This window comes from Blautia sp. MSK17_66, from assembly GCF_020538025.1.
In the GTDB taxonomy this organism is placed as follows: Bacteria; Bacillota; Clostridia; order Lachnospirales; family Lachnospiraceae; genus Blautia_A.
Map to the genome: position 1 here is coordinate 1 of NZ_JAJBNQ010000031.1, position 22,940 is coordinate 22,940.

General features: G+C 44.6%; 25 protein-coding genes and 1 other annotated feature. Of the genes, 3 read left to right on the plus strand and 22 right to left on the minus strand.

Going from position 1 to position 22,940, the window contains the following annotated elements; all coding sequences use genetic code 11:
* Window positions 1-56 precede the first annotated feature (56 nt).
* The 13 genes from LIR34_RS14975 to LIR34_RS15035 all read right to left on the minus strand — a co-directional run bounded on the left by LIR34_RS14975 (window position 57) and on the right by LIR34_RS15035 (window position 13,286).
* The gene (locus LIR34_RS14975; protein WP_173902351.1) at window positions 57-851 is read right to left on the minus strand and encodes a zinc dependent phospholipase C family protein; all 795 of its coding nucleotides are present in this window, start codon (window positions 849-851) and stop codon (window positions 57-59) included.
* Window positions 852-863: 12 nt separating this feature from the next.
* Complete coding sequence (gene scpB, locus LIR34_RS14980) at window positions 864-1,433, minus strand: SMC-Scp complex subunit ScpB (protein ID WP_161284717.1); 570 nt, start codon at window positions 1,431-1,433, stop codon at window positions 864-866.
* Window positions 1,434-1,455: 22 nt separating this feature from the next.
* Window positions 1,456-2,241: a segregation and condensation protein A gene (locus LIR34_RS14985; RefSeq protein ID WP_173902352.1), complete on the minus strand. Its 786-nt coding sequence runs from the start codon at window positions 2,239-2,241 to the stop codon at window positions 1,456-1,458.
* Window positions 2,219-3,070, minus strand: a complete 852-nt coding sequence (locus tag LIR34_RS14990; protein WP_173902353.1) for a metallophosphoesterase — start codon at window positions 3,068-3,070, stop codon at window positions 2,219-2,221. Before LIR34_RS14990 ends, LIR34_RS14985 begins: the two co-directional genes overlap by 23 nt.
* A gap of 17 nt (window positions 3,071-3,087) precedes the next feature.
* Window positions 3,088-4,116: a molybdopterin-binding protein gene (locus tag LIR34_RS14995; RefSeq protein WP_173902354.1), complete on the minus strand. Its 1,029-nt coding sequence runs from the start codon at window positions 4,114-4,116 to the stop codon at window positions 3,088-3,090.
* Between the two features lie 116 nt (window positions 4,117-4,232).
* Window positions 4,233-5,546 carry a D-alanyl-D-alanine carboxypeptidase family protein gene (locus tag LIR34_RS15000; RefSeq protein WP_173902355.1) on the minus strand — a complete coding sequence of 438 codons (1,314 nt, stop codon included), beginning with the start codon at window positions 5,544-5,546 and terminating at the stop codon, window positions 4,233-4,235.
* A gap of 123 nt (window positions 5,547-5,669) precedes the next feature.
* A complete protein-coding gene (cls, locus tag LIR34_RS15005; RefSeq protein ID WP_244092253.1) occupies window positions 5,670-7,220 on the minus strand; it encodes a cardiolipin synthase in 1,551 nt (516 codons plus the stop codon).
* 109 nt (window positions 7,221-7,329) lie between these two features.
* Window positions 7,330-7,506 (minus strand): 30S ribosomal protein S21, encoded by a 177-nt coding sequence (gene rpsU, locus LIR34_RS15010; protein WP_004222305.1) that lies wholly within the window; start codon window positions 7,504-7,506, stop codon window positions 7,330-7,332.
* 163 nt (window positions 7,507-7,669) lie between these two features.
* Complete coding sequence (gene alaS / locus LIR34_RS15015) at window positions 7,670-10,309, minus strand: alanine--tRNA ligase (RefSeq protein WP_173902357.1); 2,640 nt, start codon at window positions 10,307-10,309, stop codon at window positions 7,670-7,672.
* 12 nt (window positions 10,310-10,321) lie between these two features.
* Window positions 10,322-11,551, minus strand: coding sequence for a tyrosine--tRNA ligase (tyrS, locus tag LIR34_RS15020; RefSeq protein ID WP_161284724.1), 1,230 nt, complete (start codon window positions 11,549-11,551; stop codon window positions 10,322-10,324).
* A gap of 42 nt (window positions 11,552-11,593) precedes the next feature.
* Window positions 11,594-11,813 (minus strand) — a binding site (T-box leader).
* Between the two features lie 68 nt (window positions 11,814-11,881).
* On the minus strand, window positions 11,882-12,622 hold the full coding sequence (locus LIR34_RS15025) for a CpsB/CapC family capsule biosynthesis tyrosine phosphatase (RefSeq protein ID WP_161284725.1): 741 nt from the start codon (window positions 12,620-12,622) through the stop codon (window positions 11,882-11,884).
* Between the two features lie 144 nt (window positions 12,623-12,766).
* Window positions 12,767-13,147, minus strand: a complete 381-nt coding sequence (locus LIR34_RS18135) for a hypothetical protein (protein WP_330659952.1) — start codon at window positions 13,145-13,147, stop codon at window positions 12,767-12,769.
* Entirely contained in the window at window positions 13,113-13,286 is a 174-nt protein-coding gene (locus tag LIR34_RS15035; RefSeq protein ID WP_173902359.1) for a hypothetical protein, read from the minus strand. The genes LIR34_RS18135 and LIR34_RS15035 overlap by 35 nt, the downstream gene beginning before the upstream one ends.
* 81 nt (window positions 13,287-13,367) lie before the next feature.
* Between LIR34_RS15035 and LIR34_RS15040 the strand changes: the two genes are divergently transcribed.
* The gene (locus LIR34_RS15040) at window positions 13,368-13,739 is read left to right on the plus strand and encodes a hypothetical protein (protein WP_173902360.1); all 372 of its coding nucleotides are present in this window, start codon (window positions 13,368-13,370) and stop codon (window positions 13,737-13,739) included.
* Window positions 13,740-13,824: 85 nt separating this feature from the next.
* Window positions 13,825-13,989: a hypothetical protein gene (locus LIR34_RS15045; protein ID WP_243149064.1), complete on the plus strand. Its 165-nt coding sequence runs from the start codon at window positions 13,825-13,827 to the stop codon at window positions 13,987-13,989.
* Window positions 13,990-14,400: 411 nt separating this feature from the next.
* Here LIR34_RS15045 and LIR34_RS15050 read toward each other — a convergent pair whose 3' ends face one another.
* From LIR34_RS15050 to LIR34_RS15090, 9 genes are all read right to left on the minus strand, one after another.
* Window positions 14,401-15,003, minus strand: a complete 603-nt coding sequence (locus LIR34_RS15050; RefSeq protein ID WP_173902361.1) for a hypothetical protein — start codon at window positions 15,001-15,003, stop codon at window positions 14,401-14,403.
* Window positions 15,003-15,188 carry a hypothetical protein gene (locus tag LIR34_RS15055; RefSeq protein ID WP_173902362.1) on the minus strand — a complete coding sequence of 62 codons (186 nt, stop codon included), beginning with the start codon at window positions 15,186-15,188 and terminating at the stop codon, window positions 15,003-15,005. Before LIR34_RS15055 ends, LIR34_RS15050 begins: the two co-directional genes overlap by 1 nt.
* A 335-nt stretch (window positions 15,189-15,523) precedes the next feature.
* Window positions 15,524-16,795 carry a competence/damage-inducible protein A gene (locus tag LIR34_RS15060; RefSeq protein WP_173902363.1) on the minus strand — a complete coding sequence of 424 codons (1,272 nt, stop codon included), beginning with the start codon at window positions 16,793-16,795 and terminating at the stop codon, window positions 15,524-15,526.
* Window positions 16,796-16,823: 28 nt separating this feature from the next.
* Complete coding sequence (gene pgsA / locus LIR34_RS15065) at window positions 16,824-17,366, minus strand: CDP-diacylglycerol--glycerol-3-phosphate 3-phosphatidyltransferase (RefSeq protein ID WP_161284729.1); 543 nt, start codon at window positions 17,364-17,366, stop codon at window positions 16,824-16,826.
* Window positions 17,350-18,687, minus strand: coding sequence for a 30S ribosomal protein S12 methylthiotransferase RimO (gene rimO / locus LIR34_RS15070; RefSeq protein WP_173902364.1), 1,338 nt, complete (start codon window positions 18,685-18,687; stop codon window positions 17,350-17,352). Before rimO ends, pgsA begins: the two co-directional genes overlap by 17 nt.
* Window positions 18,688-18,743: 56 nt before the next feature.
* Entirely contained in the window at window positions 18,744-19,079 is a 336-nt protein-coding gene (rpoZ, locus tag LIR34_RS15075) for a DNA-directed RNA polymerase subunit omega (RefSeq protein ID WP_161284731.1), read from the minus strand.
* 33 nt (window positions 19,080-19,112) lie between these two features.
* On the minus strand, window positions 19,113-19,736 hold the full coding sequence (gene gmk / locus LIR34_RS15080; protein ID WP_161284732.1) for a guanylate kinase: 624 nt from the start codon (window positions 19,734-19,736) through the stop codon (window positions 19,113-19,115).
* The gene (locus LIR34_RS15085) at window positions 19,729-20,001 is read right to left on the minus strand and encodes a DUF370 domain-containing protein (protein ID WP_161284733.1); all 273 of its coding nucleotides are present in this window, start codon (window positions 19,999-20,001) and stop codon (window positions 19,729-19,731) included. Before LIR34_RS15085 ends, gmk begins: the two co-directional genes overlap by 8 nt.
* A gap of 18 nt (window positions 20,002-20,019) precedes the next feature.
* Entirely contained in the window at window positions 20,020-20,898 is an 879-nt protein-coding gene (locus LIR34_RS15090; RefSeq protein WP_173902365.1) for a YicC/YloC family endoribonuclease, read from the minus strand.
* A 278-nt stretch (window positions 20,899-21,176) separates the two neighbouring features.
* On the opposite strand from LIR34_RS15090, the gene LIR34_RS15095 reads away from it, so the two are divergent.
* Window positions 21,177-22,934 carry an Rqc2 family fibronectin-binding protein gene (locus LIR34_RS15095; RefSeq protein WP_173902366.1) on the plus strand — a complete coding sequence of 586 codons (1,758 nt, stop codon included), beginning with the start codon at window positions 21,177-21,179 and terminating at the stop codon, window positions 22,932-22,934.
* Window positions 22,935-22,940: the final 6 nt, after the last annotated feature.

Here is a 22,940-nt window from a genome sequence, read left to right on the forward strand (position 1 = left end):
GGTGATTTGGAATGCATTTTGACCAAGTTACTGTGAACGGAGTGAACAGTAACAATTCAACCGCTATATGTCCTGTGCCATCTTTCGGAAAGAGGGCGGTCTTCTCTGGAAAGATTAAAAAGTTCTTCCAGATATCCGGGTGCTTCCCGGACTTCCCCTTCATAAAGTCCATATAAGTTGTGTACCGGAACTGCACTTCCGGGAACCGGATCCTTCGCCATAAAATACTCCATCACAGAATCAGACAGCTTCCTGCCCGCGAGTCTGGAAATTACCGTGAGGAGTTTCTTTCGTCTGCCTTTATTATCATAGACCATACAGTTTGTGATAAATTTCATACGGCTTAAGGAAGTCAGGATCTCACCTGAGGTCACCTTCGGAATTGCCCGGTGGATCACTCTGGCATACGTGATTCTTGGTATCACACCACACGCCGGATAGTAATGATATGGATTTTTGTGCGTTTTCAGCATAAGCATCCGGTCAAATTCTTTCTCCAGAAGGGTATGCGTGATCACCTTTTTGTCTGCCATATCCTCAATATAAGGATGGCAGGCACTGTCCAGAAGATAATGGCATCCGAACCCAAGCAGATATGCCAGAAGTTTCTCATCATGTGTATCCCGCACAAGTGCCATGCCTCTTTCAAAAAAAGGAGCAGCTATTTCCTTGTGCATTCGGATTCCGGTTTTGGATACTTCCGGTTTCAGCATATGATAAAACAGAATATCCGGTCCGTGGAGACCGATCCTGTACAGATTGACATTTCTTCGGATGACCGTCTGCATCTCCACCGGAAGTTCGTGATAAATCTTCTTGCCGAACAGATCATGTGCATACGTCGTAGGCATTTTAATTTCCTCCTAAACATCCAGGCGAAGCTGTATCTCTTCTTCCGCTTCTGCCTTAAAATCTTCCAAACGGACCGGATCCACAGTCGGAAGCTCATCCAGTCCCTGTACACCGAAACAGCGCAGAAACTCTTCCGTAGTTCCAAGAAGGATCGGCCGCCCCGGGGCATCCAGTCGTCCAAGTTCTCTTACAAGCTCATACTCCATCAGCTTGTTGATTGCATGGTCGCATTTTACACCTCGGATTTTCTCGATCTCTGCCTTTGTGACCGGCTGCTTGTACGCAATGATCGAGAGCGTTTCCAGCATGACATCTGTTAATGCCGGCTTCTTAGGATGCAGAGCCAGACGGATCAGACATTCATAGTATTCTTTCTTTGTACACATCTGATAGGACTGCTCCAGTTCAATAATCTGAATCCCGCGCTCCTCCGCCTGATAACGGTCCATCATATTATGAATGATTTTTCTTGTCGTTTCCTTATCCTGCTGGATCGCACCCGCGATCTGAGACAATTCCACAGACTCTCCCATCGTAAACAAAACCGCCTCTATCGCCGCTTCTAGTTTCTTTATCTCCATATAATTCCTCAATCTTTATTTTTTACTCATCTGCAAACTCTGTCAGATGTGTCCACTCCTGCGGCTCCCGGACCACCTCTACCAGAATATCATCAAACAATGCATCCTGTTCCACATGAATATATCCCATTTTCATAAGCTCCAGAATTGACAGAAATGTTACGATCAGCTGCACTCTTGATTTCTGACCGACAAGAAGCTGCCGGAAGCTGAATTTCCTGTGGCCTCCGGCATATTCCTTCATCTCCAGCATCTTTTCGGACAGACTGACCTCTTCTTTCTCGATCGTCCCGAATCTGCTTCGGATCGGATCGATCTTATCTTCCTGTTTCTTAAGGATCGACTGGTAAATGCTATGTAGTTTCTCCAGGGTAAGTCCCGCCAGAAGTTCCCTCGGATCTACCGGCTCTCTATATTTCATCACTTCTGCCGGGATCGTAGGCTGCTTATAAAACACCCCTACCGCCCCGTCCATTTTGTCTTTCAGTTCATAGGACATATATTTGTACATCTTATATTCCAGAAGCTTCTGGACGAGTTCCTCTCTCGGATCTTCTTCCTCGCCCTCTTCGTTCACTTCTTTCGGAAGAAGCATTCTGCACTTGATATCAAGAAGTGTTGCCGCCATGACCAGAAATTCGCTCATGATCCCCAGATCTTCTTTTTCCATGGAGTGGATATATTCCATATACTGATCTGTGATCTCTACGATCGGGATATCATAAATATCGATTTTATTTTTGTCGATCAGATGCAGCAGAAGATCCAGAGGCCCTTCAAACACATTAATCTTTACCGGTATTGCCATATAGTAATTTCCTTCCTGTCTTATGGGACTTTCTTTCTGTCGGGCAAAATTCGATCACAAGCAGCTCCCGTGGATTATGAAGCCGTATCGGTATCGTATGTTCCCCAAGGCCGGCACTGACGATCATCGTACTTCTGCCGCTCTGAAATCTGCCGCAGCAGTACGGAGGAAAAAGGAGGTACTGCGGGCAGGTCAGTCCGTGATTCTCATTGAAGCGCAAAATCCCCCCGTGGTAGTGTCCTGACAGAATAAGATCTGCCCCCCAGGAAAGATAGGTATTCCCATATTTTGGATTATGCGCCAGCAGAATATGTATTCCCGCTTTCGAGGGTGTTCCGATTAACTCTTCCAGGGCAGTGAGACTCAGTGCCGGAGAATTCGGCTTATGATAATATTCGATTGGAAGCTCCAGTCCATAAAATATAAAATCCGTTCCCCCAAACCTTGAAAATATGTGCTCATTATGAAGAAAGCAGACTCCTGCACTGGTAAGCAGACGTTCATAATTCAGATACTGCTGCCTGACCTCCGGATTCAGAAGCATCTTATACTCGTGATTTCCAAGTGCATAAAAAACCGGAACACGTTCACTCAGACGGACCAGAAGTCCTGCCGCCGTCTGAAGTGTTTCTTTTTCTCTGGTTACGATCATATCTCCCGCAACAAGCACAGCATCCGGCTTCTGCCGAAGAATCTCCTCATACAGATACTGATGGTTATTGCCATAGGTCATACCATGAAGATCTGTCAGAAAGGCAAATCTTACTTTCTGTCCACTTTTCAGTTTTCTGGAATGAATCTCATAGGTTCTGGTTCTGAATGTCTTCATGTGACTCCTTCATGTTTTTATTTGCCGAATCCACAGTTTGGAAATGTACAGGTCTGGCAGTTAAGACAAAGTCCGCCCTCCCCATAGGCAGAAATCTCTTTCGCACAGATTCTGTCATCTGCCATAACGCGCGGAAGGATCAGATCAAAGACTGTTCTTTTGGCATACATTACACATCCCGGAAGTCCCAGGATCGGAACCGTCCGGTCTTCTGTCTTATAATAAGCCAGAAGAAGCATTGCCCCCGGCAGTACCGGTGCTCCGTAAGTAACAATCTCCGCTCCTGTATCCTTGATCGCACCCGGTGTACGGTCATCCGGATCCACGCTCATTCCTCCGCTGCAGATCACAAGATCGGCACCTTCTCTGATAAAGTTCAGAATATCTTCTGTAATCTGTTTTCTGTCATCTCCGGGAGTAGTCTGACCGACAACCGAACAGGCATACTCATCAAGCTTCTCTCTGAGCACCGGTGTAAAAGTATCCTTGATCAGTCCTTTTTGTACCTCACTGCCGGTGGTAACGATCCCCGCTTTTTTGTTTCGGAACGGAAGAATGGAAAAAATCGGTGTCTCTCCTGCTACTTTCTCTGCGCGATCCATCTTTTCCTTTTCGATGACCAACGGAATGATACGGGTTCCTGCAATCTTATCTCCCTTTCTGACCGGGAAATCGCCATGTCTGGACGCGATCATCATTTCTCCCAGAGAATTCACCGCCTGCAGTGCATCTCTGCGTATCTTGAGAAGACCGTCACAATCTGCGATCAGCTCAATCTTACCCTCTTTGATCTCACTTCCGTGCATATGCTCTCCTGCTGAGATCTTATAGAGGATCTCGGCCGCCTCGTTTTCGTGCAACATCCCCTCTTTCTTCTCCCACACGAAAAGATGCTCTTTTCCTACCGAAAGAAGCGCCGGTATATCTTCTTCTCTTACAACATGCCCCTTTTTAAATAAAACTCCCTTTTTCTGATCTTTGATGATCTGTGTGATATCATGGCACAGAATCTGCCCAACTGCATCTACTGTTCTGATTTCTTTCATAGTTTTCTTCTCCTAGTTTTTGCTTACACATTCGAGTATTATTATAACTCTCACAGAGTCTCTTTGTCAAAAGATTGTTACTGCTCACTCCGCCTGTGGTTTTGCATCGTTACTGTTCACTTCGTTCGCAGTAACTTGGTCAAAATGCATTCCAAATCACCTTCGGTGATGGCATTTTGCCCCGTATGTCTCGGGATTTTGCCATATTCATGGCAAAACACCTCGCGGGATATTACCTGTGAACAGTTACTTTGCATCAACCACAGATAATTTATAACTTTACCAAGACTGTCTGAATACCCGGCACGCTCAACCGTTTCTCCGTAAACGATCTCCATACGTCCAAATTCCTTGCCTCCGGCAGAATAAATGATTTCTCCGGCTTTCGCCCCTTTTTGAACCGGAGCTTCCGTCTTTTGGGGAATCTTCATTTCTTTTTTCACTTCAGAAAAATCCCGCCCGTCTGTATCCAGATAGCGAAAAATCCCCTGACAGGAGAGAGAGACTTCTTCTTTTTTTCCTTTTCTGACTGGAAGCTTCGGAAGTTTTACCCCCTCTTCATCTACATAAAGACTGCATCTGGCAAACCCATAGTCCAGAAGTGCTGCCGCATCTTTCAGTCTGGCTTTATAATCCGGTGCCGCCATGATCACAGAAATCAGCATCAGATTATTTTTCTCTGCCACCGCACTGAGGCAGAATTTGGCTTTGCTGGTGCTTCCTGTTTTAAGTCCGATGCATCCCGGATAGGTCCGGATCAGGCGGTTTGTATTGGTGAGTCCGAATTCCTTGCTGCCCTGCCTTGTGACATGCGTAATGTTTTCCATCCAGATAGAAGAATATTCAAAAATCTCCGGGTAGTTCAGAATCAGTTCCCGGCTCATAAGTGCAATATCATACGCCGTCGTATAATGATCATCGGAATCTGTCAGACCACAGCAGTCAACAAAATGTGTATTCTTCATTCCCAGCTCATCCGCCCTTTTGTTCATCTCCTTCACAAAGCTCTCCTCGCTGCCCGCGATATGCTCTGCCATCGCAACACTCGCATCATTGCCCGAAGCCACTACGATGCATTTGATCATGGTTTCCACATCCTGTGTTTCTCCCTCTTCCAGAAACACCTGGGAGCCACCCATGGATCTGGCATGTGCACTTGTCGTCACCGTATCGGTAAGATGCAGATTTCCACTTTTCAGATGATCAAAGATCAGAAGAAGTGTCATGATCTTTGTGACACTTGCCGGACTTCTTCTGGTATCTTTGTCCTTTTCATAAAGAATGGTTTTGGTCTCCGGCTCCATTAATACAGCTCCGGGAGCAGAAATTTCCACCGCATTTTCTTCCGCCTGCACAGGAATACTGCAAAGCACAATACTGCATAACAGAAAAACAGATATCGTCTTTTTTATCCTCTTATAAAGCTTCATGCGATACCTCTTTTTACTTCTCCCTACTATTGTAAAATCTTCCCTGCAAAAATATACCTGAATAAAACAAAAAAGGAATGCGATGCACTCCATAAAGGATTCTCACATTCCTGCCGAAATTTCCTACAAAAGTGGAGCCAGAAGTCTGAGGATACTCTGAAATCCACGAACCAGAATATTTCTGTTTTTGCAAAATTCAATATTAATGGGATCGCAGTAATTCAGTGTTTCTTTGAAATCCTGAAAAATATCCGCGACCACTTTATTCTTATAAAACCAGACACCATTCTCAAAATGGAGATACAGGCTTCGGTAATCCAGATTGATCGTTCCGACAACTGCGATCTCATCATCACAGACAAACGATTTCGCATGCAGAAAGCCCGGCTGATACTCATAAACCCGCACTCCTGCTTCAAGAAGCTGCTCATAATAAGACTGCGTCAGCAGAAAAACCATCTTCTTATCAGGCACTCCCGGTGTCATGATCCGAACGTCCACGCCACTTTTGGCTGCCAGGCAGAGTGCCGTCATCATCTCATTATCAATGATCAGATACGGCGTACAGATATAGACATATTTTCTCGCACGGTTAATGATATTCAGATATACATTCTCACCAAGCACTTCTCCATCCAGAGGAGTATCACTGTACGGCTGTACAAAACCATCCTCCTCAAAGGCTTCCGGATGGTATCTGTGCGGCATATGAAGCTCATGCTCCATAGGAGTTCTCGAACCATTGACCACACTCCACATATGCATAAACATGACTGTCATATTCCAGACAGCCTCACCTTTCAACATGACTGCAGTGTCCTTCCAGTGCCCAAACCGCTCCTTCTGATTGATGTACTCATCTGCAAGATTGATTCCACCGGTAAAACCTGTTTTGCCATCGATCACGCAGATCTTACGGTGATCACGGTTATTCTGAACAATATTCAAGATCGGCCGGAACGGATTGAAGATCACACATTTGATGCCTTTTTCCTGAAGAATCTTGTCATATCTGTTCGGGAGCGTTGTAAGACAGCCAAATCCATCATAGATCAGGCGGACATCCACACCTTCCTTCGCCTTACGCTCCAGAATATCAAGGATTGTTCTCCACATCACACCGTCATTGATGATAAAATACTCAATATAAATATAATGCTGTGCCTGCTCCAGCTCCCGTACCAGAACCGGAAACATATCATCGCCGACCTGAAAATATTCTGCCGTTGTATTGCCATGGACCGGAAAGCCGGAATACCGATGAATGTATCTGGACTGAACTGCCGCACTCTCTCCCTGTTCTTTGAGCTCTTCGAAGGTTTTCTCATCCTGCCTCATGTAAGGAAGACTCTCTTCCTGAACCTGGGCGTATCTGTACTGGATCGCCTGCGCGATTCTTGACTTTCCAAACAGCAGATACAACAGTACGCCAAATACAGGCACTGTCAGGATCAGGATCGTCCAGCCAAGCTTATAGGATGGATTGATCTTTTTATTAACGATCCAGAGTACGACCAGAATGCTGATGACTGCAATCGCATTTGAAATATATTTTGAATATGCCGCCAGCCTCCATGCCATGATCAAAAGCCAGCCAAGCTGGAGCAACAGGGCAGCTGCAACATAAAAAATTCTATTAAACAGAAGTTTAAGAATTTTTTTTAAAAAACGCATAACATAACTCATCCTGTACCTTTGCTGCCCCCTGTTCTTATAAGTTATTTATTCCGGTAAAATCTTAAAAATCCCTGACGGATATATCGCCAGGGATTTTTGCGCACAATTAATTATATTTACGTTTTCTTGCGGCTTCAGATTTTTTCTTACGACGAACACTTGGTTTCTCGTAATGCTCTCTCTTACGGATTTCCTGCTGGATACCTGCTTTAGCACAGCTTCTCTTGAATCTGCGAAGAGCGCTATCTAAAGTCTCGTTTTCTTTTACGATAACGTTTGACATAGACTCACACCTAACCTCCCTCCAGTTGTAGATTGTGCTAAAATACAACTGTCTGGGTATTTTTCTTGCACGAGTGTTATTATATAACATAGTGATAACATTCGTCAACATATATTTTGGCTAATTTTAGAAAAAAATTCTTTTCCGTCAATTTTCGTGTTTTTTAGTGAATCTGCTGCTCCAGGATTCCTGCTGCTGCATCGATTGCTTCCTGTGCTTTTTCCGGATTCTTTCCGCCGGCCTGAGCCATATTCGGACGTCCGCCGCCGCCACCGCCTGCGATCGCTGCGACACCTTTGATCAGATTTCCAGCATGTGCTCCGGCCTTCTGTGCTGCATCGGTAGCCATGGCAAGAAGGTTTACTTTGCCGCCATTTACAGCCGCAAGAACAACAACGCCCTCTCCAAGCTTTTCTTTGAGCTGGTCGCCAAGGTCACGAAGTCCATTCATATCAACACCTTCTACTTTGGCAGCAAGAAGCTTCACTCCCTTAACCTCTACAACCTGGTTCATAACATCGCCGAGGGATCCCTGTGCCAGTTTGCTCTTGAGAGATTCATTTTCGCTCTGAAGAGATTTTACTTCTGCCTGAAGATGTGTGATCTTCTCTGCAACTTCTGCCGGCTGAGCCTTAAGAGCTTTGGCAGCCTCATGCAGCATAGCTTCCTGTTTCTTATAATATTCAATAACTCCGTTTCCTGTCAGTGCCTCGATACGACGTACACCTGCTGCAACACCAGCCTCAGAAACGATCTTGAAAAGCATGATAGTGCTTGTATTCTTGACATGTGTACCACCACAGAGCTCTCTTGAGAAATCTCCCATGGATACAACACGTACTTTCTGGTCGTATTTCTCACCAAACAAAGCCATTGCTCCGGATTTCTTGGCTTCCTCAATATCCATAACGTCTGTCACTACAGGAAGAGCCGCCTGAATTTCTTTGTTTACAAGTGCTTCTGTCTGAGCGATCTCTTCCGGTGTCATTGCCTGAAAATGTGCAAAGTCGAAACGAAGTCTGTCCGGAGTTACAAGAGAACCCTTCTGTTCTACATGAGAACCGAGAACTGTTTTAAGTGCCTTCTGAAGAAGATGTGTTGCACTGTGGTTTTTCTCTGTATCACGGCGTGCCTGTTCGTTGACTTTAAGAGTTACTGTCTCCCCTGTGGAAAGCATTCCGGATTCCATATGTCCGACATGACCGAATTTACCGCCACGAAGCTTGATGGTATCCTCTACCACAAATCTGCCATTTGCAGTCTCGATCACACCACAGTCACCTTCCTGACCACCCATGGTAGCGTAGAACGGTGTTTCTTTTACAAATACAGTACCTTTCTGACCTTCCATCAAAGAAGCTGCAATCTCTTTCTCTGTCGTAAGAACTGTGATCTCTGAATCGTATGTGAGATGATCGTAACCTACAAATTCTGTGGTTACATTGACATCGATCTCATCATATACAGTAGCATCAGCTCCCATATAGTTAGTTACCTCACGTGCTGTACGTGCCTTCACTCTCTGCTCTTCCATAGCCTTCTGGAAACCGTCTTCATCAATTCCATATCCCTTTTCCTCAAGGATTTCCTTGGTAAGGTCAAGAGGGAATCCATAAGTATCATACAGTTTGAATGCATTGTCTCCGGAAAGAGTCTTTTCTCCGGCTGCCTTCATCTCTTCTTCCATATCAGCAAGAATGCGTAAGCCCTGATCGATGGTCTTATTAAACTGATTTTCTTCGTTTGTCAGAACCTTGAAGATAAATTCTTTCTTTTCTTCCAGTTCCGGATAACCTGCCTTGGAACCGTTGATCACTTCTTCACTGAGTTTTGAAAGGAAGGTTCCCTTGATTCCCAGAAGACGTCCGTGACGGGCAGCACGACGGATCAGACGACGAAGTACATATCCACGGCCTTCGTTTGTCGGCATGATACCATCGGAGATCATAAATGTAGCAGAACGGATATGGTCTGTGATCAGACGGATGGAAACATCATCTTGATAGTTTTTCTCGTATTCCTTGCCTGCGATCTCGCATACCAGGTTACGAAGTGCACAGATAGTATCCACATCAAAGATAGAATCCACATCCTGTACAACAACTGCCAGACGCTCAAGGCCCATACCTGTATCAATGTTTTTCTGTTTCAGAGTCGTATAATTTCCATTTCCGTCATTCTCAAACTGTGTGAATACGTTGTTCCATACTTCCATATAACGGTCGCAGTCGCAGCCTACTGTACAGCCTGGTTTGCCGCAGCCATATTTCTCTCCACGATCATAGTAGATTTCTGAACAAGGACCGCAGGGACCTGCACCATGCTCCCAGAAGTTATCCTCTTTCCCAAAACGGAAGATTCTGTCTGCCGGGATTCCTACTTCTTTGTTCCAGATATCAAATGCTTCATCATCCTCCAGGTATACGGATGGATAAAGTCTGTTCGGATCAAGACCTACAACTTCTGTCAGAAATTCCCAAGACCAGTGAATTGCCTCTTTCTTGAAATAATCTCCAAAAGAAAAGTTTCCAAGCATTTCAAAGAATGTACCATGACGTGCTGTCTTACCAACATTCTCAATATCACCTGTACGGATACATTTCTGGCATGTGCTGACTCTTGTTCTTGGTGGTTTCTCCGCACCTGTGAAATATGGTTTCAGTGGAGCCATACCTGCATTGATCAGCAGAAGGCTCTTATCTCCCTGCGGTACCAGAGAGAAGCTTTTCATTACAAGATGTCCTTTGCTCTCCATGAAGTCAAGAAACATCTGACGAAGTTCGTTTACCCCGTATTTCTTCATGATCATTTCCTCCTATTTAACACAAACCTTGTTGAATTTCTTCTTACCACGTTTCAGGACAATGCCGTCACCTGTGAGGCTGTCTTTTGCGACAACGTGCTTAATGTCTGTGATCTTCTCGCCATCAATAGAAACTCCACCCTGCTCGATCGCACGGCGTCCTTCAGAACGGGTCGGAACAAGGCCTGCTTTGATCAGCATTGTGATAAGATCGATAGTTCCCTCTTCGGTAAAATCTTCATCTGTGAGTTCTGTGGTTGGCATATGTGCAGTGTCAGCCCCGCCGGAAAACAGTGCTCTTGCACCTTCCTGTGCTTTCTTTGCTTCCTCCTCACCATGAACCAGGTTTGTCAGTTCATATGCAAGGATTTCTTTGGCCTTATTCAGCTGGCTGCCTTCCCATGCTGCCATCTCATCGATCTGCTCGATCGGAAGGAAGGTAAGAAGACGCATACATTTGATAACATCTGCATCATCCACATTTCTCCAGTACTGATAGAAATCGAACGGAGAAGTCTTGTTCGGATCAAGCCATACAGCACCGGACTGTGTTTTACCCATCTTCTTTCCTTCTGAGTTCAGAAGAAGAGTGATCGTCATGGCATATGCATCCTTGCCCAGCTTACGACGGATCAGTTCTGTACCGCCAAGCATGTTGCTCCACTGGTCATCTCCACCAAACTGCATATTGCAGCCATATTTCTGGTATAACATGTAAAAGTCGTAGCTCTGCATGATCATGTAGTTGAACTCAAGGAAGCTTAAACCTCTCTCCATACGCTGTTTATAGCACTCTGCTGTCAGCATACGGTTTACAGAGAAATGTGCTCCTACATCGCGAAGCATATCTACATAGTTCAGATCCAGAAGCCAGTCAGCATTGTTGACCATCAGTGCTTTACCATCGGAGAAATCGATGAAACGGGACATCTGTTTCTTGAAGCAGTCAATGTTGTGCTGGATGGTTTCTTTTGTCATCATCTGACGCATATCTGTTCTTCCGGACGGGTCACCGATCATACCGGTACCGCCGCCGAGAAGTGCGATCGGACGGTTGCCTGCCATCTGAAGACGTTTCATCAGGCAGAGTGCCATAAAATGTCCTACATGAAGACTGTCTGCTGTAGGGTCAAAGCCAATGTAGAAGGTTGCCTTTCCGTTATTTACCATTTCTTTGATCTCGTCTTCATCTGTTACCTGGGCAATCAGGCCTCTCGCCTTAAGTTCTTCCCATACTGTCATAATATGTTCCTCCTGTTATTAAAAAAGCCCGGTTCCTGTCCTTCTTAGGACGAGAACCGGGTCCCGTGATACCACCTAACTTCGCAGAAAAAACTCCTGCCTCATTGAGCACGATAACGAGTGCCATTCCGTCGCAGCCTACTGCAGAATTTCGGTGCGAAGCTCCGGGATGTATTCACAGCAAGTTCTGCACGCGCCTCTCACCGTCCGGCTGCTCTCTGTGTGTGTTGCTTCTGTTACTTCTTCCCTTCAAAGCTGTTTCATATACTTCTAAAAGTATACAAATTGACTTTTTGTTTGTCAAGTGTGTTTTCTTTCTAGTTTAACAACTTAAAGTGATAAACAGTGCTTCGCATTATCCAGGATTTCCTGCGGATTATCGATAAATATCTCATCTGCCGCCTGACGCCCAAACTTCTTTGAAACATAGGCATAGGCATCTCCGATCCTTGTGACACGGCGTTTGCTGCCATGGCAGTCTGAACCAATAAACTGTACAAGCTCATCCTCAAGAAGCTTTCCACAGTATTTCTTCACTCCATGTCCGTTTTTTCCGATCACACTGTCTGCGTTGACCTGCATATAGGCTCCCTTATTTACGAGATACTCAACCAGTTCTATGTCCTTCATGCATTTATAACGCTCAATATGTGCCACGATCGGTTTATATCCACTGGAAAGCAGCTCATATATTCTGTCCCTGATATACTTTTCCTCTGTACTTGCAGAAAATTCTGTAAGTACATATCTGGATCCTGCCATCGAATACACTCTGTCAGCGTGCAGGTATTCCAGCATTTCTACATTCGCATGAAACTCACAGCCCAGAAAGACTTTAAGATCCGGTCCGATCTTTTCGGCAAGTCGTCTTAATACCAGGAAATGTTTTTTGACAATCTCCGGCGAGGTCTCAAACATCTCCCGTCTGAAATGCGGAGTTACAATAATTTTACGCACACCCTGCTCATACTCCATCTGAAGCATGGCAAAGGCTTCTTTCACACTCTGTGCTCCGTCATCTACCAACGGAACTATATGACAGTGCATATCAAACAGTCCTCTGTCTGCCATTCCACCCTCTCCTTTTCTGCTGTATTACCCGGGTAATTATATCCTATGAACGTTTCTTTTGCAACCGGATTTTATCACGCCGGACATCCTTCTCACATAAAATGAACTGTAGACAAAAAGCCGGAGGATTTTATAATGAGTGATTTAGCTGCTACAAACTGTGGATGCAACAACGATTGTGGATGTAATAACGGGTGCGGATGCGGCAGCGACTGTGGCTGCGGAACCAGTCTTTTTGGCGGCGGTTCCTCCTGCAGCTGCATTCTCTGGATCATCATTCTTATGTGTTGCTGCGGAAATAACGGATATGGCAATAGTTGCGGTGGATGCGGAAATGGTGATAATTGCTGGATCATCCTCGTTCTGCTTCTTCTCTGCGGCGGATACGGCAGCAACAATGGCTGCGGTTGTGGATGCAGCTGCGGATGCGGCAACAACTGTGGCTGCTGATTCTATTCCTGTAAGGGCATAACAGGCAAAAAGCAGAGGATCATTTCCTCTGCCTTTGTCTGTCTTTTTCTGCATTTCGCTCTTTTTCTCTCTGCAGTTTTTTCTGTTTATTTTTCAGACATTCCATGTCCAGTTCATAAAAAGCGTTTCCATCCAGTACCAGTTTTTCTTTTTTGTCGTCCATACGGATCCTCTCTCCTGTTTTTCCTACCATTTATCTTATGTCAGGCCATGCCTCTCTGTCATAATCTAAAAACAAAAAGCATATCTTCATATAAAAAAGGAGCCTTATTTTATGGAAGAAGAAATGATCTCCCAGACCAGATTTGACCAGCTGGTTTCTGATGACCAGTCACAGATGCTGAAGGCCTTTATTCCATATCTTCCGCCCAGAAGTCAGCAGGTTCTCTCTGTATTTACAAAAGCAAGAGAGCTTTCAAACACCATGGCTCTGTTTCAGGGCAGACCGCCAGAGATGCAGATCTGCGCCTCTCCTTCTGCTTCTCCTTCGGATCTTTTGGATGATATCCGTAAATTCAGCTATGGCAGAAGCCGGGAACAGATCGATCAGATCAGCAATTTTCTCGTGATGATACAATTAATGCAGGTGATGAACAGCTCCGGTATGGAAGAAGGTGATACCTCTGGAACAGAACTGGCAGAATGATCCCAGGCTCAATAACATTGACCCGTCAAAACTTGCTCTTCTTCAGAATCTCGCGGGACAAAGCGGAGGCAGATCTCCCTCAGATATGCTTCCTTTTCTGATGAGTGCAGCTGCACAGGGCAGGCAGAATGGACTTAATTTTTCTCCTGATGAAATTTCAACAATACTGAGTGTTCTTAAAACCGGAAAATCCCCCAGCGAAGCTGCAAAACTCGATCAGATCGTCCGGCTTATGCGTATGATCCGGTAAAACGGGAGGGTGTGGCTCATTCCGAGTCACATCCTCCCGTTCTTAAATCCCAGACAATATTATTGAACCATGGACATCGCAGACTCAACTAAAATATTGGCACTTCTTTCGCTGGATTCCTATGACCTTACTTTTTTTGTGTGTCTATATATATTTTTTGAATAAGTTTTTCCAGTGATTTATTTGATTTACTACTTTTAAGAACATACCTCAAGTGCTGTTATTGATAAGCATCAGAGTCCAACATTCCTATACAATTAATCACTTTCTCAATATCTTTGATATTTCTTTCAGTTTATGCTTGTAATATTAGCAACACAAGAAACTTCCTTCGACAAAGTTCGACATTTAATCCCCAACAAAACGTAAAAAAATAGGCATGCCAAGGATTGTACCTCCCTGATATGCCTATTAAAAAATAACATCTTCAATCTCTGACAAGGTTATTGCTAAAGAAGTACATCCTTCTGCTTTCGCATCATATGTACTCAAATATTCATCACACTCTATAAATCTATTATTTCTATAGAGTCTTTCTCCCTCATCATTTGCTCTAAGAAATACCATCTGAAATCCGATAGTATTCATTGACATATAATATAAATGCTCAAGAAACCATTTGAAAAAAATGCTTGAATAATGTTGTTGTTTTACCGGATCAAGTAAATATGCTACCTGACCTTTCAGTTTTCTACTGATTGCAAACATCTTTATCTCGACTGCTGGAATAGCCAATAAAAGTTTTCCTTCATCATTCATTTCTTTTGTGTGATACTTCTCTGCATCATCATAATAGTATAAACTATACGCTTTAATAGTTGCATAAGCATAAATACGCTTTCTGTCTTCTGCCACCAGAACGTATGTAACACCTTTACCCTCTATTGAATCATTTTTCGCATATTTATGCAGATATTCTGTCATGTCCTCGTTTCCACAATCAAACTGCTGTATCACTTCATCTGTGACTTTCGATTGATTCAGTTCGATAAAGTTTAGTTCTTGATTATCCATTAATCTTCCTTGTCCATCAGCTCATTCAGTGCATTAATTGATTCTGTATTCAAATTTTTGCGTAACTGTTCACACTCATTCCAAAATGCCTCAGTTGGTCGATTTTCATTTACTTTTTTAAAAAATGTTTTTTCTTTGCCATAAGTAATAATGCAACCTGGATTTCGTTTCTGTGCTAATGCCATATAATCAACCTCCTTCTGTTCTTTAGAATTTATATTATTATTCATAAGAATATAACACCCCAGTCATTCTATATCAATAACTGGGTTCATACAAATATCCTTATTTCTTGATTATATTGTATCATAAACCCAGTTTTGAATCAATTATTTACTCAATTATTATGCCCGTACTCTCTGCGATATACACATCAATACGGCTCTACCCGTATTGTAAGCAGCTTCTCATATATGTATTCTGGTATCTTGTCTCTGTATTTTGACACCGTAATTGCAATGTCGCATTCTTAAAAAAAGCCCATAACTTTTGTCATGGACTTTATCTTATCATATAGGCTTTATTTATTTTTCTTATCCGCGCGTTCCATCATGCAGTCGCGCAAAAATGCCAGTCCGTGCGCAACGGTCTGTTCTCTCACTCTCGCACGGTTTCCCTGGAAATGGAACTCTCTCACCCTGGTACAGCCCTTATAGGAGCAGCCCATAAAGACGGTTCCGACAGGTTTTTCTTTTGTTCCGCCGCCCGGTCCTGCGATTCCTGTAACGGAAAGGCAGATATCCGTCTCTGCCGCCTTACGTCCGCCCTTTGCCATTTCTGCCGCACATTCCTCGGACACAGCTCCATGCTTCTTAAGCGTGGACTTGCTGACATCAAGGCATCTTCTCTTGGCTTTGTTGCTGTAAGTGACCATGCCCTGAAGAAATACCTCAGAAGCTCCTGATACATTAACGATCCTTGCGGCGATCGCACCACCTGTACAGGACTCTGCCAGAGAAAGTGTCATTTCCTGTTCTTTCAGCATATCTACCACAGCTTCCTCCAGAGTTTTGGATTCTTCCGTCGCAAAAACGTTTCTTCCGAATCTTGCCTTCAGTTCTTTGACAACAGGTTTAATGAGTTTCTGACATTCCTTCTCATTCTTACCCTTGGCGGTAATACGAAGATGTACTTCACCTGTCTTGGCATATGGTGCGATCGTCGGATTTGTCTGTTTCTCGATCAGGTCCTGAATTTCCTCTGCAACCTGGCTTTCACCGATCGAGCAGATCTTCACCATCTGAGAATAAATGATCTCCGGCTGTTTCTCACGCAGATACGGGAAAACAGACTCTTCAAACATCGGTTTCATCTCACCTGGAGGTCCGGGAAGAAGAATTGCTGTTTTACCCTTTTTCTCAAGGATCAGTCCCGGTGCTGTACCATTATGATTATCCAGAACGATCGCCCCCTTTGGAACCATCGCCTGCTTATAATTGTTTGCTGTGATCTTTCTCTGTGGATTATTCTTCTTATACTTCTTAAGATATTCCTCCATCAGCTCTTTGCTGTGAAGATCCTCCACAAACTTCATTCCCATCACATCAGCCGTGACTTCCTTCGTCAGATCATCCTCTGTCGGTCCGAGACCTCCTGTCAGAATTACGACATCCGAACGGTCCAGTGCTGTCTGAATGGTTTCCCGCATACGTGCCTCATTGTCGCCCACTACTGTCTGATAATAGACAGACAGCCCAAGCTGTGCACATTTTTCGGAAAGATATGCACTGTTGGTATTTACAATGTTTCCAAGAAGTATTTCTGTTCCCACAGAAATCAGCTCTGTTATCATTTAGATAAGCCTCCTGTTTTGCTGCAGGTTATTCCTGCATGGACAGAACGCTGCGGTTCTGCCAGATGTAAGTCATAAGTGAAATAACGGTAAGTGCAAGAGAGAGCCAGATAAAAATCTGCTCCAGGATCACAAACACAGAAAGATCAAAGTGCAGGATCAACAGAATGATCATGATCATCTGTGATACGGTCTTGAACTTGCCCCAGTAGTTCGCCGCAATAACAATCCCGTTCTCTGCAGCGATCAGACGAAATCCACTGATAATAAATTCTCTTCCGATAATGATGATCACAAACCAGGCCGGAAGTCTGCCAAGCTCGATCATACAGATCATTGCAGAGCAGACCAGAAGCTTGTCTGCAAGAGGATCCATAAATTTACCAAAATTCGTCACTAAATGATTTTTGCGGGCCAGATATCCGTCAAACCAGTCCGTAATACTTGCTGCCACAAAAAGGATAAGAGAGATATAACGATTTGCCTCTCCACCCCATCCTGTCAAAAGAAACACTACAAGAAACGGCACCATGATCATTCTTGCCACTGTCAGTTTATTCGGTGTATTCATCAGCCAACTCTCCTATCAAATCGTATTCCAGTGCACCGGTCACGCGGACACGGGCAAAATCACCAGTTACAAGAAGCTCTCCTGTCTGAACAAAGAGATAACCGTCTACCTTCGGTGCATCTGCATAAGTTCTTCCAATGTAGGCACTCTCGCCGGACACCTTGCCTTCGATCATAACAAGAAGCTCCTGTCCGATCCGCTCACTGCCTTTCTCCAGGGAAATCTCCTGCTGAAGAGACATGATCTCATCCCTGCGCTCTTCTTTGACTTCCTCCGGAACCTGTCCTTCCATACTCTCCGCCGGTGTTCCTTCTTCCGGAGAATAGGTAAATACGCCAAGACGGTCAAATTCCATCTCGTCCACAAATTCCATCAGTTCCTCATGATCCTCCTGTGTCTCACCCGGGAAACCTGTGATCAGAGAAGTACGGAGCACAATATCCGGAATTTCGCGGCGAAGCTTTGTAATGATATCTGTAAGCTGCTTTCTGGTGGTACGGCGTCCCATTCTCTTAAGAATCCGGTCGCTTGCATGCTGGATCGGAAGATCAAGATAATTACATATCTTCTTTTCTTCCTTCATGACCTGAATCAGCTCATCATAAATCTCCTCCGGATAACAGTAGAGAACACGTATCCAGCGGATTCCCCTGATCTGGCAGAGCTTCTTGAGCAGAATGTGAAGTGTTTTCCTGCCGTAGAGATCCGTACCATAAACAGTAGTTTCCTGTGCTACAAGAATCAGTTCCTTCACTCCCTGAGAAGCCATATATTCTGCCTGCGCAAGAAGACGTTCCTCCGGAACACTTCTGAAACTGCCTCGAAGAGACGGGATGATACAGTAAGTACAATGCTTGTCACAGCCTTCTGCAATCTTGAGATATCCAAAATGACCACCTGTCGTCAGTACCCGTCTGCCGGAATCCTCCGGAAGTTCATTGATATCGCGGAATTCCTGAAAAACATGACCCGCCTGCACTTCATTTAATGCCTTTACAATATCCCCGTAGGAGGTTGTTCCAAGAACCGCATCCACCTCCGGGATTTCCTGTGTGATTTCTTCTTTATAGCGCTGTGCCATGCAGCCTGTTACGACCAGTGCCTTACATTTACCGGTCTTCTTGTATTCTGCCATTTCAAGGATCGTGTTGACACTCTCCTCCTTGGCATCATGAATGAAACAGCACGTGTTGATCACAATCGCTTCTGCCTCTTCCTCTGAATCAACGATCTCATGCCCGCTTCCCGTAAGAAGACCCAGCATCTCCTCTGAATCCGCAAGGTTCTTGTCACAACCCAGTGATATAAATAAAATTTTCATAATAAATCTCCTGATACACATAATCAGAAGACAAACTGCCTTCTGATTATCATACTTTACTGATTATTTTCTTCGTTTGTTTCTTCTGTTACAGCCTCTGCAGTCTCTGCAGTTTCTTCAGAAACAGCCGGTGCAGCTTCCTGTGTCTCTTCTTCCTCAGATGTTGCTACGATTTTGACTTTGCCCTTGTATAATTCATCAATGGCGATAGCAAGCGGTTTCTTACCTGCTGCACCATCAACAAGCGGCTCACTTCCTGCGATCAGCTGTCTTGCTCTCTTGCTGGTTGCCAGTACCAGAGAATAACGGCTGTTGAGCATCATTGTGTTATCATCTTCCTCTGCATTGTTGTTGATTGCCTGAATCAGTTCTGTATATGACGGATGTATCATATTAAAAATCTCCTTTCATGTGTCAGTTTTATTTTATTTAAAAAATTCGCGGGATTCCTTCTGAATCGTCCTGATAAATTCTCCGTTGCGCTCTGCACGGCGTCTTTCACTCAGGATAATCTCATGAAGTTCATCCACACAATTCTCCACAACATCATTCACGAGCAGATAATCGTAAGATTCGATTCCCTCTGCCTCCTCAGCTGCTCTTCTGAGACGTGACTCGATCACAGCCTGCGTTTCGGTACCTCTTCCTACCAGACGGTTCTTAAGTTCCCGGATCGTTGGCGGTGTCACAAATACCAGAACGGTGTCTGAGATTTTTTCCTTGATCTTCATGGCACCCTGGATCTCAATCTCCAGGATCACATTCTTACCTCTGGAAAGCATCTCTTCTACATAAGCACGCGGAGTTCCGTAATAATTCTCTACATACTGAGCATACTCCAGCAGCTCATCTGCCTCGATCATTGCCTCTACTTCTTCTTTTGTTCTGAAAAAATAATCTCTGCCATCCACTTCTCCCTCTCGCGGTTTCCTGGTAGTGACAGATATGGAAAGTACACAGTCGTCATACTTCTCGAGCAGACGTCTCATCACTGTACCCTTTCCGGCCCCGGAAAATCCGGATACTACGGTCAAAACTCCCTTACTCATGCTCCTCTTCCCTTTCCTCATAGTCATATGCCTCTGCAAATCTCCTGGCAATCGTCTCCGGCTGAAGTGCAGACAAAACAAGATAATCGTCAGATGTAACGATCACAGCCTTGGTCTTGCGTCCCTGCGTTGCATCAATCAGCGAACGGGTACCCTTGATACTCTGTACCATTCGCTTCACCGGTGCAGCATCAGGACTGACAACTGCCACGATCTTGCGGGAATTTACTACGTTTCCAAATCCTATATTAATTAATTTAGCCACAGAAACTGTCTGCCTCCATTACTCAATATTCTGAATCTGCTCGCGGATCTTCTCGATCTCTGTCTTAAGACCGATCGCAATATCAGAGACTTCAAGGTCACTGGACTTTGACAGGATCGTATTTGCCTCACGGTTCATCTCCTGTGCCATAAAATCCATCTTACGTCCCACACCTTCCTGCTCCTCAAGCATTTTCTTCATTCCGAGGATGTGACTGTGCAGACGGACAGTCTCTTCATCATTACAGATCTTATCCGAAAACAGTACCACCTCCGCCGCGATGCGGTTGTCATCAATCTGGCTGTCCTGCAAAAGATCACGAACCTTCTGCTCCAGTTTCTCTCGATAGATGCGCACCACCTCCGGAGAACGTACCTCCACTCTGCGGACCATTTCATCCAGACCATCCAGTTTCATAAGAAGATCCTCTCTCAAATGCTGTCCTTCTCTGGTGCGGGTCTCTACAAATTTCTCGCAGGCTTCCCTCAGAGGCTCCTCCAGAGATTTCCACAGTTCCTCCTCGTCTACCGTCTGCTCCTCCATCGTCAGAATCTCCGGATAACGGGAAAGAGCTGATACACGGATGTCATTCTCCAGACCAAATTCATCCGCCATCTGCTGCAGATATCCAAGATACGCCGCCGCCAGATCATGATTATATTTCAGTGCCACACCACCGCCTGTATAATCCTCATAGTTAATAAAAACATCAACTTTACCACGCTGCATATACTGCTTCATCAGGCTGCGCACCTGTCCCTCCAGCATATTGAATTTACGCGGCATCTTGATGTTCAGATCCAGATATCTGTGATTGACAGATTTAAGTTCTACTGTAATCTTCTGCTGTCCGGTTACTTTTTCTGCATGGCCAAAGCCTGTCATACTTTTTATCATAGGTTTTCTCACTTTGCAAGTCTGTTCTTTACTACATACAGATTTATTATAGTGCATTCTAAAATACTAGTCAATTTGTTTTTTTATTTATAACCCGGATTCTCGCGGAATATGTTACTGCTCACTCCGTTCGCAGTAACTTGGTCAAAATACATTCCAAATCACTATCAAACAGTAACCGTACATTGACATTTCCGGCTCGAAAAGGTTACAATAACAATAATTTCGTTATAAATGAAAATTTTGTATATCTGATAAATAAAAAGGAGATTTTAACTATGGCTTTTGATGGAATTACCATTGCGGCAATGGTTCAGGAATTACACCAGAATCTGGATGGCGGACGTTTTAACAAGATCGCCCAGCCTGAAGCAGATGCCTTAATGATCACAGGAAAGGGAGCAAACGGCCAGTGCAGACTTCTGCTCTCCGCCAATGCTTCCCTCCCTCTGATCTATTTTACGGATAAGAATAAACCAAGCCCGCTTACCGCACCAAACTTCTGCATGCTCCTGCGTAAGCACATCGGCAGTGCCCGCATCAGCAGTATCCACCAGCCCGGCATGGAACGAGTTGTGGAATTTGGACTGGAGCATCGCAATGAAATGGGAGACCCCTGTAAGAAATTTCTGATCATAGAATTGATGGGAAAACACAGCAATATCATCTTCTGCGATGAGAACCGTATGATCCTGGACAGCATCAAGCATGTTTCCTCTCATATGAGTTCTGTCCGCGAGGTTCTTCCGGGAAGAGATTATTTTCTTCCGCATACACAGGAAAAATCTGATCCGCTCACCATCACAGAAGCAGAATTTATCGAAAGAGTCTGCAGCAAACCCTGCAACATATCCAAGGCGATCTACAGCACTCTCACAGGTCTCAGCCCACTGATTGCAGAGGAGATATGCTACCGTGCTTCTATTGACGGAAGTGATGCCGCACAGTCACTGACTGAAACAGCCTCCATACACCTTTATCATACCTTCCGAAGACTGATGGATCAGGTTTCCGAAGGAGATTTTACTCCAAACATCATTTACCGCGGCAGCGAACCGATAGAATATTCTGTTCTTCCGCTGACTCAGTACGGAAAGGAATACCACAGTGAAACATTCTCTACTGTTTCCTCCATGCTGGAGACCTACTACGCATCCCGTGATACTCTGAACCGCATCCGCCAGAAGTCTTCCGACCTTCGCAGGATCGTACAGACTGCCCTTGAACGTAACCGCAAGAAATATGCACTTCAGCAGAAACAGATGAAAGACACTGCCAAAAAGGACAAATACAAAGTCTACGGTGAACTCATCAACACCTACGGCTATGGTCTGGAAGAGGGATGCAAATCTTTCAAGGCACTGAATTATTACACCAACGAAGAAATCACCATTCCTCTGGATCCAACTCTCACCCCACAGGAAAACTCCAAAAAATATTTTGACCGCTATGGCAAGCTCAAACGTACGGAAGAAGCTCTGAACGAACAGCTTGCCGATACCGAATCCGAGATCGAGCATCTGGAATCCATATCCAACGCACTCGATATTGCCCGTGCAGAAAGTGATCTGAGCCAGATCAAGGAAGAGCTTACCGAGTATGGTTACATCAAAAAACATTATTCCGGCAAAAAGGGTGCCAAAGCACAGACAAAATCCAAACCCTTTCACTATATTTCCAGTGACGGATTTGATATCTTTGTTGGCAAAAACAACTTCCAGAATGATGAGCTGACGTTTAAACAGGCGACCGGAAATGACTGGTGGTTCCATGCCAAAAAAATGGCCGGTTCCCATGTCATCGTCAAAACTTCGGATGGAGAACTTCCGGACCGTACCTTCGAAGAGGCCGGACGCCTCGCAGCTTATTACTCCAAAGGACGGACTGCACCAAAAGTCGAAATCGACTATATTCAGAAGAAACATGTCAAAAAACCGGGTGGTGCCAAGCCTGGATTTGTAGTTTACTATACCAACTATTCTTTGATGGCTGAACCGGATATTTCCGGAATCTCAGAAGCATCCGACGGGAAATAAAGTAAC